Annotated in this window: 15 protein-coding genes; 8 read left to right on the top strand and 7 right to left on the bottom strand. The window is 67.8% G+C overall.

Annotation, left to right across the window (positions count from 1 at the left end):
* Nucleotides 1-142: 142 nt before the first annotated feature.
* Nucleotides 143-739: a plasmid pRiA4b ORF-3 family protein gene (locus H7A86_RS13620; RefSeq protein ID WP_119131257.1), complete on the top strand. Its 597-nt coding sequence runs from the start codon at nucleotides 143-145 to the stop codon at nucleotides 737-739.
* A gap of 268 nt (nucleotides 740-1,007) precedes the next feature.
* Nucleotides 1,008-2,840 (top strand): ABC transporter ATP-binding protein, encoded by a 1,833-nt coding sequence (locus H7A86_RS13615; protein ID WP_119131258.1) that lies wholly within the window; start codon nucleotides 1,008-1,010, stop codon nucleotides 2,838-2,840.
* Between the two features lie 326 nt (nucleotides 2,841-3,166).
* Here H7A86_RS13615 and H7A86_RS13610 read toward each other — a convergent pair whose 3' ends face one another.
* Entirely contained in the window at nucleotides 3,167-4,972 is a 1,806-nt protein-coding gene (locus H7A86_RS13610) for a DUF885 domain-containing protein (RefSeq protein WP_119131259.1), read from the bottom strand.
* 97 nt (nucleotides 4,973-5,069) lie between these two features.
* Between H7A86_RS13610 and H7A86_RS13605 the strand changes: the two genes are divergently transcribed.
* Both H7A86_RS13605 and H7A86_RS13600 read left to right on the top strand, forming a co-directional pair.
* Complete coding sequence (locus H7A86_RS13605; protein WP_119131260.1) at nucleotides 5,070-5,420, top strand: GFA family protein; 351 nt, start codon at nucleotides 5,070-5,072, stop codon at nucleotides 5,418-5,420.
* Nucleotides 5,417-6,220, top strand: a complete 804-nt coding sequence (locus tag H7A86_RS13600; RefSeq protein ID WP_119131261.1) for a DUF4349 domain-containing protein — start codon at nucleotides 5,417-5,419, stop codon at nucleotides 6,218-6,220. Before H7A86_RS13605 ends, H7A86_RS13600 begins: the two co-directional genes overlap by 4 nt.
* A gap of 202 nt (nucleotides 6,221-6,422) precedes the next feature.
* Here the strand turns inward: H7A86_RS13600 and H7A86_RS13595 are convergent, their stop codons facing one another.
* The 3 genes from H7A86_RS13595 to H7A86_RS13585 form a co-directional block, all read right to left on the bottom strand.
* Nucleotides 6,423-6,716, bottom strand: a complete 294-nt coding sequence (locus H7A86_RS13595; protein ID WP_104581898.1) for a hypothetical protein — start codon at nucleotides 6,714-6,716, stop codon at nucleotides 6,423-6,425.
* A gap of 90 nt (nucleotides 6,717-6,806) precedes the next feature.
* Nucleotides 6,807-7,040, bottom strand: coding sequence for a hypothetical protein (locus H7A86_RS13590; protein WP_119131262.1), 234 nt, complete (start codon nucleotides 7,038-7,040; stop codon nucleotides 6,807-6,809).
* The gene (locus H7A86_RS13585; protein WP_104581900.1) at nucleotides 7,041-8,033 is read right to left on the bottom strand and encodes a LysR substrate-binding domain-containing protein; all 993 of its coding nucleotides are present in this window, start codon (nucleotides 8,031-8,033) and stop codon (nucleotides 7,041-7,043) included.
* 170 nt (nucleotides 8,034-8,203) lie between these two features.
* On the opposite strand from H7A86_RS13585, the gene H7A86_RS13580 reads away from it, so the two are divergent.
* Nucleotides 8,204-9,091: a DMT family transporter gene (locus tag H7A86_RS13580; protein ID WP_104581901.1), complete on the top strand. Its 888-nt coding sequence runs from the start codon at nucleotides 8,204-8,206 to the stop codon at nucleotides 9,089-9,091.
* Between the two features lie 46 nt (nucleotides 9,092-9,137).
* On the opposite strand, the gene H7A86_RS13575 is transcribed toward H7A86_RS13580, so the two are convergent.
* From H7A86_RS13575 to trxA, 3 genes are all read right to left on the bottom strand, one after another.
* Nucleotides 9,138-10,043 (bottom strand): peptidylprolyl isomerase, encoded by a 906-nt coding sequence (locus H7A86_RS13575; RefSeq protein ID WP_119131514.1) that lies wholly within the window; start codon nucleotides 10,041-10,043, stop codon nucleotides 9,138-9,140.
* A gap of 184 nt (nucleotides 10,044-10,227) precedes the next feature.
* A complete protein-coding gene (locus tag H7A86_RS13570) occupies nucleotides 10,228-10,677 on the bottom strand; it encodes a DUF4442 domain-containing protein (RefSeq protein WP_104582204.1) in 450 nt (149 codons plus the stop codon).
* Nucleotides 10,678-10,797: 120 nt separating this feature from the next.
* Nucleotides 10,798-11,655 carry a thioredoxin gene (gene trxA / locus H7A86_RS13565; RefSeq protein WP_104582205.1) on the bottom strand — a complete coding sequence of 286 codons (858 nt, stop codon included), beginning with the start codon at nucleotides 11,653-11,655 and terminating at the stop codon, nucleotides 10,798-10,800.
* Nucleotides 11,656-11,861: 206 nt separating this feature from the next.
* On the opposite strand from trxA, the gene H7A86_RS13560 reads away from it, so the two are divergent.
* From H7A86_RS13560 to H7A86_RS13550, 3 genes are all read left to right on the top strand, one after another.
* Nucleotides 11,862-12,473, top strand: coding sequence for a DUF998 domain-containing protein (locus tag H7A86_RS13560; protein ID WP_104581902.1), 612 nt, complete (start codon nucleotides 11,862-11,864; stop codon nucleotides 12,471-12,473).
* A gap of 72 nt (nucleotides 12,474-12,545) precedes the next feature.
* Nucleotides 12,546-15,188, top strand: coding sequence for a leucine--tRNA ligase (leuS, locus tag H7A86_RS13555; protein WP_119131263.1), 2,643 nt, complete (start codon nucleotides 12,546-12,548; stop codon nucleotides 15,186-15,188).
* Nucleotides 15,189-15,600: 412 nt separating this feature from the next.
* A complete protein-coding gene (locus H7A86_RS13550) occupies nucleotides 15,601-16,242 on the top strand; it encodes an LPS-assembly lipoprotein LptE (RefSeq protein WP_104648057.1) in 642 nt (213 codons plus the stop codon).
* Nucleotides 16,243-16,293: the final 51 nt, after the last annotated feature.

Here is a 16,293-nt window from a genome sequence, read left to right as displayed (position 1 = left end):
TATGTGGTCGGTCCGTTGCAGGTGCGTGCGCGCGCCTGCAGGACGATGGCGGCAGGGTGCAGCTTGCGGCACCGGCGGCGCAGCGATGCAGCCAGTGGCGTGGCGCTGCATACTTGCAGCGCAAACAGGTAGCCAAGACACGATGAGCAAGGCCAAGAAGAAAGCTGCACAGCAGGCGGTGCCCGCGCCTGCGCCGGTATATCAGCTGCATGTTTCGCTGGTGGAGAGCGCGCCGTTGATCTGGCGCCGCGTGCTGGTGGCGGGGGCGCTGCGCCTGGCCACGCTGCATCGCGTGCTGCAACCGGTGATGGGCTGGCACGGCGCGCATCCGTACGAATTCGACCTGGGCGGCGGCCGCTATGGCGAGTCCGGGCTGGACGTGCCGGACCGCTCGCGGCTCAAGCACGCCGCGCGCGTCACCATCGAAAGCGCGGTGGGCGAGCTGGAGCGCTTCGACTATTTCTACGGTGCCGGCGCCGGCTGGCAGCACCGCGTCCAGGTCGAGGCGATCCTGCCGCCGGATGCGGGCTTGCGTGTGGCCCGTTGCGTGGACGGCGCCAACGCCTGCCCGCCGGAAAACAGCGAAGGGATCGACCACTACCAGGCATTGCTGCGGATCATCGCCGACCCGGATCATGCCCAGCATGTGCAGGAGCTGGCCACCTTGGGCGGGCGCCTGGAGCCGGGCCATTTCGATCCGGCCGAGGTCAACCGCCTGCTCGCGCGTGTTCGTGAGTGAGCGTCGCTGCGCAGGACGTTGGCCAGCGTGATCTCGACGCGCGCTGGTCAGCACGGTGCAGCCACCGGCTGACACCCCATGACCTGTGGTGGTCACCGGGCCATGCCTGGCGCAGGCAGCCGCAAGCGATGCAAGGGAGCCGGTTGTCCGGCGCATGCAGCGCACGCCTGGCTTGCGTCTGTGGAAGCAGGCGCCGGCACCGGCGCCACTGCAGCTTGACGCGCGATCAGCTAGCCTGAGCCCCCGGTTTTTCCCGAAAGTATCTGCGATGTTCCGCTGGTTCGAATCCCTGATCGATGTCTTCCCGCCCATCGAGCGGGACATGCCGCCACGTAGCGTGTGGCGGTTCTACCTGCATTACCTGCGGCCGTTGTGGCCGATCCTGCTGGCCACGCTGATCGCCGGGTTGCTGCTGGCCCTGGTGGAAGTGGCGATGTTCGACTTCCTCGGGCGCATCGTCGACATGCTGGCCGAGCGACCGGGAGCGGACTTCTTCCGCCGGCATGCCGGCGAGTTGACCTGGATGGCGGCGATCACGCTGGTGGCGCGGCCATTGTTCACCGGCCTGCACAACCTGTTGGTCAACCAGGCGATCGTGCCGGGGCTGAGCAACCGCTCGCGCTGGCTGATGCACAACTACGTGGTGCGGCAGAGCCTGGGCTTCTTCAACAACGATTTCGCCGGCCGGATCGCCAACCGGGTGATGCAGACCGGGACCTCGCTGCGCGAATCGGCGGTGCAGATGGTCGATGCGCTCTGGTACATCGTGGTCTACACCGGCAGCGCGCTGTGGTTGTTTGCGCAGGCCGACCCGTGGCTGATGCTGCCGCTGCTGATCTGGCTGGTGGTGTACGTCGCGTTGATGGCGTTCTTCGTGCCACGCATGAAGGCGCGCGCGTGGATCGCATCGGATGCGCGCTCCAAGGCCACCGGGCGCATCGTCGACGGCTACACCAATATCTCCACGTTGAAGCTGTTTGCTCATGCCGGCCGCGAACAGGCCTATGTGCGCGATGCGATCGACGAGCTGGCGGTGAAACATCGCGGGCAGACCCGCGTGACCACCACCATGGATACCGCCATTGCGGTGGCCAACGGCTTTCTGATCGTCGGTACGTGCGGGCTGGCGTTGTGGCTGTGGAGCCGCGGCCAGATCAGCGTGGGCGCGATCACGCTGGCGACCGGCCTGGTGATCCGCATCCACAACATGTCCGGCTGGATCATGTGGACGGTCAACGGCATCTTCGAAGACATCGGCAGCGTGCAGGACGGCATGCAGACCATCTCGCAGCCGGTGATGGTGCAGGACGCGCCCGACGCAGTGCCGCTGCAGGTGACCCAGGGCCAGGTGCAGTTCGAGCACATCCATTTCCATTACGGCAAGCGCGGCGGGGTGATCGCCGGGCTGGATCTGCAGGTGCGTGCCGGCGAGAAGATCGGCCTGGTCGGCCCATCGGGCGCGGGCAAGTCGACCCTGGTCAACGTGTTGCTGCGTCTGTACGACCTGGAGCAGGGACGCATCCTCATCGATGGGCAGGACATCGCCCAGGTCACCCAGGAAAGCCTGCGCGGGCAGATCGGCCTGGTGACCCAGGACACCTCGCTCTTGCACCGTTCGATCCGCGACAACCTGCTGTATGGCCGGCCGCAGGCCAGCGACGCGCAGATGCTGGAAGCGGTGCGCAAGGCGCGCGCGGAAAGCTTCATCGACACGCTGGTCGATGGCGAAGGCCGGCGCGGATACGATGCGTACGTGGGCGAGCGCGGGGTCAAGCTGTCGGGTGGTCAACGGCAGCGCATCGCCATCGCGCGGGTGCTGCTGAAGGATGCGCCGATCCTGATCCTGGACGAGGCCACCTCGGCGCTGGATTCGGAAGTGGAAGCGGCGATCCAGGACAGCCTGGACGCATTGATGGGCAACAAGACCGTCATCGCGATCGCGCACCGCCTGTCCACCATCGCGCGCATGGACCGGCTGGTGGTGATGGACGCCGGACGCATCGTCGAGACCGGCACGCATGCGCAACTGATCGCGCAAGGCGGGCTGTACGCACGCCTGTGGGCGCGGCAGACCGGTGGGTTCGTTGCGGCCGATGGGTGATGTGGTTGTTGAGTGGGTGGCGGAAATGTGCAGCTACGGCAGCCACGGCAGCCACGGCACTGGCAAACCCCTCTCCTGCGGGGCGCGAAGGCACGGCCTGCGCGCCACTGGCGCGCGTGGCCTGGAGCGCCCGCGCTGCAAGCGCGGGCGGGGGCTCGGAGCGGGGGGTGGGGTGAGGGTACGGGCGAAGCCACTCGCCAGGTGGGCTGCACGAGGCTTCGCGCGCGCCCTCATCCGCCCTTGCAGGGCACCTTCTCCCGCGTGCGGGAGAGGGACATGCATGAGCGCCGCAGTAACCGCTCTTCCTTATGCGGGAGAAGCATCGGTCACTCGATCGGCTGATCCAGCATCAGCTCGCGTGCAAAGCGCACCGGCGGGGCGCCGTAGGACAGCATCTGGTCGTGGTACGCCTTCAGGTTGAACTTCTCGCCCAGCTTGTCCTGCACCGCCTTGCGCGTGTCCAGATGTTCCTGCACGCCGACGAAGTAGGTCGGCAGCTGCGCCGACGACAGCTGCGCACGCACCCACTTGCCCGAGGCTTCGCTCTCCTGCTGGAAGGTGTCATGGGTCATCAGGTGCATCGCCTTGTCGCGCTCCCAGCCGTCCACATGCACGCCCTGGTCGAGGATGGCGTTGGCGATGGTGCGCAGGTAGAACTTGAGCTGCACCAGGTGGAACAGCGGGTCGTTATCCAGATAGCCCTGTTCCTGCATCATGCGCTCGGTGTACACCGCCCAGCCTTCGGCGAACATGCCCGAGCGCAGCACCGCGCGCAGCGTGGAGGGGAACTTGGCCGAATGCCAGCCTTCCAGGTAATGGCCCGGGGTGCCTTCGTGGATGCTGAGCAGGTGGATCATGCGGCTGTTGTATTCGCGCAGGAACGAATCGACCTGCTGGTCGTTCCAGTCGTCGGGAATCGGCGAGACCGCATAGAAGGTCTTGAGATTCTTGTCGAGCGGGCCGGGCGAATCGCAGTACGCCACCGCCACGCCGCGCTGGAATTCCGGCATCAGGATGATGTCCACCGGCGAATCGGGCAGCGTCATCAGATCCTTCTGGCGCACGAACTCGGTGGACTGCGCCAGTGCGGCCTTGGCCTCGTCCACCACCTTGTCGCGTGCCGGCTTGTCGGCATAGGCCAGTTCCAGCGCCGCCTCGATCGCGGCCTGCTGCTGGTCGTCGTTGGGCGTTTCGGGCAGTGCCGGTGCGCCGGGCTTGTCCTTGAGCACCGTGCGGGCGATGCCGTACATCTCGCTGCGCACGCGCTTGAGCTCGGACTCGGCGCGCTGCTTGATCTCGCCGCGCGACAGCGACGACAGCAGCGCGAATTTCAGCTTCTGATCGTAGAGTTGCGCACCGACGCGGAAATCGCCCTTGGCATTGGGCACCAGCACGGTCTCCAGCCAGGTCTGCTGCTCGGCCACGGCCTTGCGCAGAGCGTCGATGGCGGCCTGCGCGCGGGCCGCTTCGATCGGGCCGAGCTGGCCGATGTTGGGCGCGATGAAGGTGTCGACGATGCTGAGGATGCCCTTGTTCTGCTTGGCCACCGTTTCGGCATGGATCTTCGGCACGCGGGCCGGGTCCAGGTTTTCGCGCGCCTGCGCAAAGATGCCGGGAATCTTCTCCATGCGCTGCGTGGCCGAGGTCAGGCGCTCGGACAGCGGCGCGAAGTCGCGTGCCATCAGGCCATACAGCGCGCTGCCGGCCAGGCCGTTGTAGACCTGCGGGTCCCAGGCCCAGCTCTGCAGTACCTCGGTGTTCCAGATTTCCGATTGCAGCTGGTTGCGCAAGATGGCTGCATCGACCTGGTTCTCGCGCGACAGCTTGGCCACTTCGATGGCATCCAGGTCCGACAGCAATGCCTTGCCGGCATCCAGGCTGCGCTGGCGGCCGGCGCTGCTCAGATCGTCGATCTGCGTGTCGAAGCGGTGATCGCCGGTCTGGGTGGCGGTGACCGGCGACAGCTGCATCCAGGTGTCGAGCGCGCGCTTGGACAGCGCCGCGAAGCGGGCATCCGGCGTCTGCGCATCCTGGGCGCTGGCATCAGGGGTGCCGGCGCGCGGCGATTGGGGCTGTTGCTGGCAGGCGCCGAGGCCGGCGAGCAGGGCGAGGACGAGCAGACGTTGACGCATGGTGGATCCCGATGGAAGCAATCGGCCAGCATAGGCATGTGCGCGCTTGTCCGCATCCGCCATTGGTTTAGAGTGGCCGCTTCCAAGGAGGATCACCATGCACCACGCCGGTAGCTGTCATTGCGGACGCAGCGCGTTCGAGCTGGAAACCGATGCGCCGATCACCGGGGCGTACCACGGCAATGGCCCGTTGGGCCGTGGCCATGGCGGCCTGCCGTGGTTCGGCATGCGCAGGCAATCACGCCTGCAGGGCGAGCCCCAGGCGCTGGGGGCCTGGCGCATCGACCAGCAGCGGATCGAGCATTCCCACTGCCGGCAGTGCGGTAGTGCGCCCATCAGCGCGGGGATGCACCCCGGTGCCGGCGAGCCCGCTCTGGTGGTCAAGCTGCGCTGCGTGCCGGAGCTGGCCGCGCCGAGCATGCATGCGGTCGCCGGAGCCGGCCGATGAGGCGCGCGATGCAGCGGTATGCGGCCGGGTTGCTGCTGGGCTGGGCGCTGAGCGGATGTTCCAGACAGTCGGCAGAGCTGGCGGCAGACGGCGGCGCTGCGGCACCAGCACCGCCGGCCGCGCAAGGCAACGCGCTGGCGTATGAGCACGATGTGCGGATCGAGTTGCCGGCCGATCAGATCGGCCAACGCATCGTGGCGGTTCGCACTGCCTGCCAGTCGGCGCAATTTGGTGACTGCGCGCTGCTGGCGGTCGAGCAGACCGGTGGCCGCGACCCCAGTGGTAGCGTCAGCGTGCGTGTGGTGCCCGACGGCATCGAGCCGCTGGTGCAACTGGCTGGCCAGCATGGCGATGTCGCCGCGCGCAGCACGCGTGCCGAGGATCTGGCGCAGCAGATCGCCGACACCGGTCTGGCGCAGGCGCGCCTGCAGAAAGAACACGCACGCCTGCTCGAACTGCAGCAACGCCGCGACCTGGCCGTGGCCGATCTGCTGGCCCTGTCCAAGCGGCTGGCCGAGATCGAAGCCGAGGCGCAACAAACCCAGCAGGACGCCGCGCAGCAGCAACGACGCGTACGCACCCAGCTGCTGACGCTCAATTTCCGTGGGACCGGGGGCGAGCAGGGCAGGGGCGAAATCGCCGAGGCGGCCGCCGGATTCGGCCAGGTCTTTGCGTCCAGCGTGGCGTTCGTGATCCGCGCAGTGGCGGCGTTGCTGCCGGTGGCGGTGGTCGGGCTGATCGTTGGCTGGCTGCTGCTGCAGGCGTGGCGCTGGCGTGCGCGGCGGCGCCGGATGTCCTGATCGGCCGCGCGGCTGGCCGGCGATGCCGCACCAGCCGCGCATGTGTTGGAGACGCGCTCGTTTAGACAGTGACGCGAGGCGTTGCGCGCTCGCAGGTCATGCGCGGTGACGCCGTTCGTCTGCGATGGCTGCGCAGCGCCTCGGTGCACCATCGCCACACGCCGGCTGCGCGCAAGGGCGGCGCAGTCGGTACGACGCCCGCTCAGCCTTCGTCGAATTCGTATTCGACAAACACATCCAGCCGCAGCGCCAGTTCCTGCACGGCGTCGCGCACCTTCTGCGCGGTGGCTTCGTTGCCGGCTTCCACTTCGAATTCGTGGCTGCCCGGACCTTCGTCGTCGGACAGGCCGGCCGAGCTGGAATCGTCGTCGTCCAGGTGCGGCATCAGATCATCGACTTCTTCCACGTGCTCGATGCCTTCGATGCTCTGCAGCAGGTTGGCGATGGCACGCGCGTCGTCGTCGGTGCCGGTGATACGCATGCGAAGAGTGGGCATGGGAACGTCCTAGGGATTGGGGATCTAAAGCCTAGGCACCGGCAGGACAAAACGAGGTGATGGTGTACGGCACTCGCGGCCTGCGCTCATTCACATCGGGCGGGTCGGCCGTCCAGCGTCGGGCCGCTGCCCGACATGCAGCAAAGGCTGGACTGCCGCACGCAACATCACCGGCAGGATGTAGTGACGATGCAGGCGATGGATCGCAGCCATGTGCAGGTGGCCGAACCGGTTGCGGCAGCTGACCTGCGTGGCCATCGTCAGCGCGATCGTGTGCGCGTCCACGCGGCGCAGCGCGGAAGCTGACGCATGCGCCCGCTCCAGTCACTCGTGCGCCGAGGCCTTGCGCGATCGCCGACGCACACGTGGCGCACTCGCCGTCTCGCGCGCCGGCAACGCCACCAGCTCCGCCGGCAGCGCCGGCATCGGGGTGCGCTCGTCCAGGGCCTCGCGCTTGAGCCAGTCGATAAACGCCATTGCCGCAGGTCCAGGCACGCGATGGCTGGGATGCACGATGTAGTAGGCGTAACGCGCCTTGAGGGTGGGGCCGGGCAGGCGCACCAGCTCGTAGCGCTGCAGATACGGTTGGGCGATGTGCTTGCGTGCCAGGACCGCGCCCAGGCCATAGACCGCCGCGCGCATGGCGTCGGTGCTGTCGTTGAAAGTATGCATCGGCGGCAGCGTGGTGCCGCGCACCTGCGCGGCACGGAACCAGTCACGCCATCCCTGTGGCGACATGTCGCTCAGCAGCGGCAATTGTGCGATCTGCGCCGGCGTGCGCAGCGCGGCGACCTCCGGCAGTGACGGCGACGCCACCGGAAACAGTTCGTCGTCCATCAGATGATGCGAGGTCAATCCGGGCCAGGCGCCCTGGCCATAGCGGATGCCCAGGTCGGGGCCGCCTTCCTCGAAGCGCGAAAACGCCGCGTCCGACTGCAGGTCCATGCGGATATGCGGGTGCGCGCGACAGAAGCGCGGCAGCCGCGGCAACAGCCAGCAGTACGACAGCGAGCGCAGGGTGGTCACGCGCAACGGGATGGCGTCTTCGCGCGGATGCAGGTTGCCGGCCACCGAGGCGATGTCGGCCAGCGCAGCGGTGGCCGCATCGGCCAATTGGCGCCCCTCCGCGGTGAGCTTGACCCCGCGCGGCAAGCGCTGGAACAGGGTCACGCCCAGCAGCGCTTCGAGCTTGCGCACGTGATGGCTGACCGCGCTGGCGGTCAGATGCAGTTCTTCGGCGGCATGCGCGAAGTTCTGGTGGCGCGCGGCGGCGGCGAACACGCCCAGCGCGGGCAACAGGGTGGGGCGCAGGTTCATCGAGGCATGAGTGAGATTTGTGGCTCGCCTCGATACTACGCGCTTGTCGCGCCTGCGGCTGCAACCGATGCTGCAGTACCCCATCGCGATGATCGTGCCATGTCCGTCTGTCTGCCTGATGTTGTCCTCTGCGGTTCCAGCACATCACGGCAGCCTGCGCAGGTGGGGCGATGAGCGCGCAACCGGCGCCGCAGCCGGGCGTTGCCACACGCGAATGGCGCACCCCGCTGGAGCTGGGGTTTCTCGGCATCGTCTGGGGCTGCTCGTTCCTGTTCATGCGCGTGGCCGCACCCAAGTTCGGCACCGTGGCGCTGGTGGAAATCCGCCTGGCGCTCGGGGCGTTGGTGCTGTTGCCGTTCCTGTGGCTGGCGCGGGCGCGGTTCCCGCTGCATCGCTGGCCGATGCTGGCGGCGATCGGCGTGCTCAATTCCGCGTTGCCGTTCCTGCTGTTCGCCTGGGGCGCGCAACACGCGCCGGCCGCGATCGGTGCGATCTGCAATGCGATGACGGTGTTGTTCACCGCCTTGATCGCCTTCCTGTTCTTCGGCGAGAAGATCGGCACGCGGCGCGCACTGGCCTTGCTGGTCGGCTTCATCGGCGTGCTTGTGCTGGCCACCGGCAAGTCGGCCGGGTTGAGCGTGGGCCCGGCGGCCCTGGCGGGTGCCACCGCGTCGCTGCTGTATGGCATCGGCTACAACCTGGTGAAGCGCCACATGGGCGACTTGCCGCCGGCCGCATCGGCCGCGTCCACGCTGGGCTGCAGTGCGCTGCTGCTGGCGCCGCTGGCTTGGTTGCAGTGGCCGACCACGCCGGTGCCGGCCGTGGCCTGGGCCTGCGCCACCGCGCTGGGCGTGGTGTGCACCGGGTTGGCGTTCCTGATGTATTACCGCCTGATCCAGCGCATCGGCCCGGCACGCGCCTCCACGGTGACCTACCTGGTACCGGTGTTCGGCGCATTGCTGGCCTGGTCGCTGCTGGGCGAGCCGTTGACCTGGACCATGCTGGTGGCCGCGGTGCTGATCCTCGGCAGCGTCGCCTTCAGCCAGCGCGCCCGCTGAAAACAAGCGCGCCCGCTTTTACGAATCCCGAATCCCCGATCCCGAACTAGCCAGCAGGCGGCGCCCGCACCGGCAACGGCACATTGCACAGATCGATATGCCCGGCCGGGCGCTTGTAGAAATCGTCCCTGCGATTGCGGCGCGCTTCGACCACATCGCGGAAGGTCTGGCTGTCGGTGCGCAGCAACTGCAGTGGCGTGCGTTCGGGCATGGGCACCTCGCTGGCCAGGCGAATGGCACGGGTCGGCGAGCGTTGCGCGGGGTCTTCGTAGAAACCCATCGGGTCCGGCCCGCGCGGGATCACGCTGAGCAACTCCATGCCCTTGACCACGCGGCCGACCACGGTGATGTTGCGGTCCAGCTGACGCGGCGACTGCCCGGTGACCACATACAGCTCGGCGCCGATGCTGCTGTCTTCGTCGTTGTTGCGGCCGGCGCCCAGGGTGCCGTAGCAGTGGGCCAGCCAGGTCTTGCCGCTGGCGCTGTCGCGCCCGACCGGGAAGCCGTCGACAAAGCCCACCTGCGCCGCCCAGCCATCGCTGTCGGGCAGGCGCTGGAAGTCCAGGCCTTGCGAGGCGCGTTCGAATTCGGCCGGCAGGTGCGTCTTGGCCGAGCCCAGCGACCTGGCCTTGGCCGGCGTCTCGCCATCCGGGTCGCCGAACTGCACCACGAAGTTGTCCTGCGAGCGATAGATGCTGAGCCCGTCCCAGAAGCGTTCGTGCGCCAGCGTGCGGATGTTGCCCACGTGCGCGGGCGCGAACTGCGGCGCCAGCTCGATGATCACCCGTCCGCCATCCAGTTCCAGGTACAGCGTGCGCTCGGGGTCGAGCACGCGCCATGCGCTGGCCGGCGAGGCGTCCAGGATCTGTTGCGGGCTGCGATAGGCCGCGTTGGCAGCAGCGGGTAACACCAGGGCAAGCAGGCAGGCGGAAGCAACAGTGCGCAGCAGCATGAAGGCAGCCAGTCGGGAAGAAGCCTGATTCTTGACCAATGCGCGCAGGGGCGCAAAGTGCGGGTTCGCAACGCGCGCCATCGACGACGTATGCGCCGTGAATGCCGGCCGACCCATGCCTGCCCAAAGGAGTCGGTCGGTGCCCAGCATGCGCCGGCACTGCAATCGCGCGCCGGTCTGCCGGTCAGCGCGCCGGCTTGCGTTTGACGTAGAGCTGCTTGCGCACGCGTGCCACCACCTCGCCATCGCGGTTGTGCACGCTGTTTTCGAACCAACGCAGGTACTTCTCGCCAGTGGCGGTGGCATCGCGCAACTCGCCCAGCACGCTATCGTCGATGACGAAATCCGCGCTCACCGTGCCGCGCCCGGGTTTGACGAACTCGATGCTGCCGGCCTTGTCCCACACGTAGTAGTCGCGCCCCAGGTTCTGCATGGTCAGCAGCATCCAGAACGGGTCGGTCATCGCGAACAGGCTGCCGCCGAAATGGGTGCCGACGTAATTGCGATTCCACGGCCGCTGGCGCAACTCGACGCGGGCATGGCGATAGTCGGCCGACAACGCGGTGACGTGGATCCCGGCAAACAGGTACGGCGGCCACAGGTTGATACCGAGCTTGAACAGGGAAGCACGCATGCGGCCAGGGTCCATGGCGGGGCGGACCCGCAGCATACCATTCGCATGCGTATGGAGCTTGTGTCGGTGATGGCAGCGCCCGGCCGGTCTGCAGACCGGGCGCCGTGGTGCCGGCGGCGCCTAGAACACCAGCGACGACATCTTGCGGCGGTAGCGGCCGACCAGGTCTTCGTCTTCGATCACCCGGAACGCATCGATCAGGCTACGCCGCGGCAGGTTGTCGTCGAAGCCGCGGTCCTGCCGCAGCATGTCCAGGAACTGCTCCAGCGCGGCTTCGTCATTGCCGTCGAGCAGGTGGCGCACGCCAAGCAGATGGCGCGCGCGCAGGTCGGCGCCGTTGGCGGCGACGGCGGCCTGCAGGGTGTCGGCGTCCGGCGCGTCCTTGAGCACATTGGCAAAGCCCAGCCGTGCCTTGGCGCGCACCGCACGGTCGTCGGTGGCCAGGTTGGCGGGCAGGGCATCGATCAACTGCTCGGCCTCGATGGTGTCGCCGGTCTTCAGCAGCGCCAGCGCCAGATCCAGCTTGAGCTCGTCCTTGTCCGGCTCGGCGGCGATCGCCTCGCGCAGCGCGGCAACCTGGTCCTGCGGTTCGAGCGGGGCCGGCGGCAGGTCTTCCACCACCTGCGCCTCGGCCGGCAGCACGCCGTGCTGGGTGAGGAAGTCGCGCACCTGGCCTTCCGGCATCGCACCCGGGAAGCCGTCGACCAGCTCGCCGCCCTTGACCAGGAACACCGTCGGCACCGAGCGGATCTGGAATGCGGCGGCGATCTGCTGCTCCTTGTCCACATCGACCTTGGCCAGCTCGAAGGCGCCGTTGTAGTCGGCGGCGAGCTTTTCCAGGATCGGCGTCAACGACTTGCAGGGGCCGCACCAGGTGGCCCAGAAGTCCACCAGTACCGGTGTCGTCAACGATTTCTGCAGGACCTCGGTCTCGAAGGTGTCGGTGGTGGCATCGAATACGTGCGGCTTGTCGGACATGGGCTTCCAGAAGTGATTGCGGCAACAGTGGGAGGTAATGGTGGCAAACCGGGCCGACACAAGGCTGGCGGTGGCCAGGCGTGCCGGCGCGCGGTCGGCCGCCATGCTGCCGGCCGTCATGGCGGCAGGGGTTCACGCCAGGCGCGCCCGGCACGACAATGCCGCGTCCTGGCGGCGCAGCCTGCGCCCGGCGTTGGAGCAAGGCAATGACACGCATCGATGGCACCCAGCGCTACCTGGGCCTGGTCGCGGCAAGCGTATTCGTGCTGGCGGTGGCCGGCTTTGGCGTGGCGCTGCCCGGTTACCTGCAGGCCAGCCATCCGGTGGCCTTACTCGGTGCCAACGGGGTGCCGCATGCGTTGGGCTTCAACCTGCTGGCCTTCGTGCTGGTCGGCGCGCTCGGCATGGCCACCGGGGTCAGCCTGCTGGCGCGCATGCCGGCCAGGTCCAGTTGGAGCCTGCGGGTGGGCGGGCAGTTGATCGTGCTGGCCGGGCTGGCCTTTGTCGGCATGGGTGCGCTGCCGCTGGATCCCACCGATCTGGACGGGCGCGCCAGCCAGGCCCATGCCACGGCCTGGCTGCTGTGGGCGGTGGCATTCGTGCCCGGCATGCTGTTGCTCGCCGCCGCGCTGCTCAACCAATCCAATACCCGCCTCCTGGCGTGGCTGAGCCTGGCGGCGGGGCTGCTGGTGGCGGTGCTGGCGTTCGGCCCGCCGGGCCTGCTGCGGCAGGCGATCGCCCAGCGCCTGGCGTTCCTGGCCTGGGTCGGCTGGCTGGCCGTGGCGGCCTGGCGCTGGCCGGCCAGAGCCGCCGGCTGAGGCGAGCGTTTGGAGCACCTGCTGCACTGCGGTACCCTGTGCCGCTTTGCACCGCCCGAGCATCCGCTCCCAATGTCCACCGTCGAACCGAACGCCTACGACCCGCAGCAGGTCGAAACCTCCGCCCAGCAGTTCTGGGATGCCACCCGCGCCTTCCAGGTCGACGAAACTTCGGACAAACCGAAGTTCTATTGCCTGTCGATGCTTCCGTACCCGTCCGGTGCGCTGCACATGGGCCATGTGCGCAACTACACCATCTCCGATGTGGTCAGCCGCTACAAGCGCATGACCGGCCACAACGTGCTGCAGCCGATGGGCTGGGATGCGTTCGGCTTGCCGGCGGAAAACGCGGCGATCAAGAACAAGACCGCGCCGGCCAAGTGGACCTACGCCAACATCGACCACATGCGCGGCCAGCTCAAGTCGCTGGGCTATGCGATCGACTGGTCGCGCGAGTTCGCCACCTGCACGCCCGAGTACTACGTGCACGAGCAGCGCATGTTCACCCGGCTGATGCGCAAGGGCCTGGCCTACCGCCGCAACGCGGTGGTGAACTGGGACCCGATCGACCAGACCGTGCTGGCCAACGAGCAGGTCATCGACGGCCGCGGCTGGCGCTCCGGCGCGCTGGTGGAAAAACGCGAGATTCCGCAGTGGTTCCTGCGCATCACCGATTACGCGCAGGAACTGCTCGACGGCCTGGACCAGCTGGAGGGCTGGCCGGACTCGGTCAAGACCATGCAGCGCAACTGGATCGGCCGCTCGGAAGGGCTGGAGATCCAGTTCGACGTGCGCGACACCGACGGCACCGCGCTGGATCCGCTGCGCGTGTTCACCACCCGCCCGGACACGCTGATGGGCGTGACCTTCGTGTCGATCGCCGCCGAGCATCCGCTGGCGTTGCATGCGGCCAGGTCCAATCCGGAACTGGCGGCGCTGCTGGAAACGCTCAAGCACGGCGGCGTCTCCGAGGCCGAGCTGGAAACCCAGGAAAAACGCGGCATGGCCACCGGCCTGACCGCGGTGCATCCGATCAGCGGCGAGCAGGTGCCGGTGTGGGTGGCCAACTTCGTGCTGATGGGCTACGGCACCGGCGCGGTGATGGCGGTACCGGGCCACGACCAGCGCGATTTCGAGTTCGCCAACAAGTACGCGCTGCCGATCGTGCAGGTGGTCAAGCTGCGCGAGCCGCGCAACGACGACGAGCAAACCTGGGATGCCACCCAGTGGCGCGACTGGTACACCGACAAGAGCCGCCCGCTGGAGCTGATCAATTCGGCCGAGTTCGATGGCCTGGATTTCGGCGGCGCCTTCGAGGCATTGGCCGAGCGCTTTGAGCGCAAGGGCCAGGGCCAGCGTCGGGTCAACTACCGCCTGCGCGACTGGGGCGTGAGCCGCCAGCGCTACTGGGGCTGCCCGATCCCGGTGATCTACTGCGCCAAGTGCGGCGCGGTGCCGGTGCCGGAAGACCAGTTGCCGGTCGTGCTGCCGGAAAACGTGGAATTTTCCGGCACCGGTTCGCCGATCAAGACCGACCCGACCTGGCGCCAGACCACCTGCCCGGACTGTGGCGGCCCGGCCGAGCGCGAGACCGACACCTTCGACACCTTCATGGAGTCGAGCTGGTACGTGGCGCGCTACACCAGCCCCAACGCGCGCGACATGGTCGATCGCCGTGCCAACTACTGGATGCCGGCCGACCTGTACGTGGGCGGCATCGAGCACGCGATCCTGCACCTGATGTACTTCCGCTTCTATCACAAGCTCATGCGCGACGCGCGGCTGGTGGACAGCGACGAGCCGGTGACCAACCTGCTCACCCAGGGCATGGTCATTGCCGACACCTTCTACCGCGATGCCGACAACGGCGGCAAGGACTGGATCAATCCGGCCGACGTGGAGATCCAGCGCGACGAGCGCGGCCGCGTCACCGGCGCGGTGCTGATCGCCGATGGCCAGCCGGTGCACATCGGCGGCACCGAGAAGATGTCCAAGTCCAAGAACAACGGCGTGGACCCGCAGTCGATGGTGGCCAAGTACGGCGCCGACACCGTGCGGCTGTTCTCGATGTTCGCCGCACCGCCGGAGCAGTCGCTGGAATGGAACGAGGCCGGCGTCGATGGCATGGCGCGCTTCATGCGCCGGCTGTGGGTGCAGGTGCACAAGCACGTGGGCGAGGGCGCCGCCGCTGCGCTGGATGCCGCCGCGCTGAGCGCCGAGCAGAAGGCGATCCGCCGCAAGACCCACGAAACCATCGGCAAGGTGGACGACGACTACGGCCGTCGCCACAGCTTCAACACCGCCATTGCCGCGGTGATGGAACTGTCCAACGCGCTGGCCAAGTTCGACGATGCCAGCGCGCAGGGGCGTGCAGTGCGCCAGGAAGCCCTGGAAGCGATGGTGCTGTTGCTCAACCCGATCACCCCGCACGCCAGCCACGCCCTGTGGCAGGTGCTGGGCCGCGACGAGACGCTGCTGGAAGATGTCGCGTTTCCGCAGGTCGATGCCGCCGCGCTGGTGCGCGACGCGCTGACCCTGGCGGTGCAGATCAACGGCAAGCTGCGCGGTACCATCGAGGTCGCTGCCGATGCCGGACGCGAGCAGATCGAAGCGCTGGCCCAGGCCGAGCCGAACGCGGCCAAGTTCCTGGAAGGGCTGAGCGTGCGCAAGATCATCATCGTGCCTGGCAAGATCGTGAATATCGTGGCGGGTTGATCGTCGCTGATCGGCTAGGTCGCCATTGCCGGTTCGGGCAGTGTCCCGGAGCGGCGTGGCGACGCGGTGCGAGGTCGCTGCGGCGTTGTCGGCAACGTGTTGCACTGGCGCGTGCTGTTGCGCGGGTCGGGGTGCTGCAGGGGGTCTCTGCGATTGACTGCACTGGTGCGTCGCGACGCATGGGTGATGTTTCCGCGATGGTTCCTGGTCCTTCATTTCAGTCGCGCTTGGCGACGTGCAGGCGAGATTGCCGGGGTGGCTTCTGGTCATTCACTGCACCGGCGCGTGGCAACGCGTTTTTCATTCCTGGGCGCGGCGTTTTTTCGCCGCGCCCTCTCAAGCCCCGTTCACGCGGTGTCGGGCAGGCTAGCCGCCTGTTGCCGCCGCCGGGGCGCTCATCCAGACTGTGCCCATGATTCGATTCCCTACTGCCTTCGCTGCGTCCCTCGTGCTCGTCTCGAGCCTCACCGCCTGCGGCTTCCATCTGCGCAACTCGCTGGCGCTGCCGCCGGATACGCCCGCAGTGAAGGTGCAGTCCGCAGTGCAGTACAGCGAGCTGGCCAAGCTGCTGCGGCGTGGCCTCAAGGCTGCCGGCGCCACCCTGGCCGACGAAGATGCCAAGACCGGCTTCGCGCAGGTGCAGGTGTTGTCCGAGCGTTGGGGCGATCTGCCGATCGCCATCGACAGCCAGGGCCGTGCGCAGGAATACAGCCTGCGCTACGCCGCCATCTTCACCGTCACCACCGCCAACGGCTCGGTGCTGGTGCCGCAGCAGGTGATCGAGCTGTCGCGCGACTACGTGTCGCCACCGGTGGACGCCACCGGTACCGCGACCGAGCGCGAGATCCTCGCCGACGAATTGCGCAAGGACATGTCCGCCTCGATCCTGCGCCGTATCGACAGCGTGGTGCGCGCCCGCGTGCAACGTGGCGAGAGCCTGGAAAGCACGCCGAGCGCGCCGCTGCCGCCGGCCGCCACGCCGCCCGTGCAGCCGTCCACGCCGGAATCGAGCGTGCCGGCGTCGCTGCCGCCGGCGTCCTCGTCCAATAACTGAGCAGCCGGTGATCAGCCCGTCCGCGCATCTGCCGGGCAGCCGCGCCCGGTG

Origin of the sequence: Xanthomonas euroxanthea (genome assembly GCF_903989455.1) — a bacterium.
Taxonomy (GTDB): domain Bacteria; phylum Pseudomonadota; class Gammaproteobacteria; order Xanthomonadales; family Xanthomonadaceae; genus Xanthomonas; species Xanthomonas euroxanthea.
Note: the sequence above shows the minus strand (reverse complement) of the source record. Positions and strands in the feature narration are given on the sequence as shown.

What these genes read in the sequence shown, in the direction of transcription:
- H7A86_RS13610 (WP_119131259.1), bottom strand. Translation starts at nt 4,972, where the DNA reads ATGCGTCAACGTCTGCTCGTCCTCGCCCTGCTCGCCGGCCTCGGCGCC.
- H7A86_RS13580 (WP_104581901.1), top strand. Translation starts at nt 8,204, where the DNA reads ATGAGCGCGCAACCGGCGCCGCAGCCGGGCGTTGCCACACGCGAATGG.
- H7A86_RS13585 (WP_104581900.1), bottom strand. Translation starts at nt 8,033, where the DNA reads ATGAACCTGCGCCCCACCCTGTTGCCCGCGCTGGGCGTGTTCGCCGCC.
- H7A86_RS13560 (WP_104581902.1), top strand. Translation starts at nt 11,862, where the DNA reads ATGACACGCATCGATGGCACCCAGCGCTACCTGGGCCTGGTCGCGGCA.
- H7A86_RS13570 (WP_104582204.1), bottom strand. Translation starts at nt 10,677, where the DNA reads ATGCGTGCTTCCCTGTTCAAGCTCGGTATCAACCTGTGGCCGCCGTAC.
- H7A86_RS13600 (WP_119131261.1), top strand. Translation starts at nt 5,417, where the DNA reads ATGAGGCGCGCGATGCAGCGGTATGCGGCCGGGTTGCTGCTGGGCTGG.
- H7A86_RS13575 (WP_119131514.1), bottom strand. Translation starts at nt 10,043, where the DNA reads ATGCTGCTGCGCACTGTTGCTTCCGCCTGCCTGCTTGCCCTGGTGTTA.
- leuS (WP_119131263.1), top strand. Translation starts at nt 12,546, where the DNA reads ATGTCCACCGTCGAACCGAACGCCTACGACCCGCAGCAGGTCGAAACC.
- H7A86_RS13615 (WP_119131258.1), top strand. Translation starts at nt 1,008, where the DNA reads ATGTTCCGCTGGTTCGAATCCCTGATCGATGTCTTCCCGCCCATCGAG.
- H7A86_RS13595 (WP_104581898.1), bottom strand. Translation starts at nt 6,716, where the DNA reads ATGCCCACTCTTCGCATGCGTATCACCGGCACCGACGACGACGCGCGT.
- H7A86_RS13550 (WP_104648057.1), top strand. Translation starts at nt 15,601, where the DNA reads ATGATTCGATTCCCTACTGCCTTCGCTGCGTCCCTCGTGCTCGTCTCG.
- H7A86_RS13620 (WP_119131257.1), top strand. Translation starts at nt 143, where the DNA reads ATGAGCAAGGCCAAGAAGAAAGCTGCACAGCAGGCGGTGCCCGCGCCT.
- trxA (WP_104582205.1), bottom strand. Translation starts at nt 11,655, where the DNA reads ATGTCCGACAAGCCGCACGTATTCGATGCCACCACCGACACCTTCGAG.
- H7A86_RS13605 (WP_119131260.1), top strand. Translation starts at nt 5,070, where the DNA reads ATGCACCACGCCGGTAGCTGTCATTGCGGACGCAGCGCGTTCGAGCTG.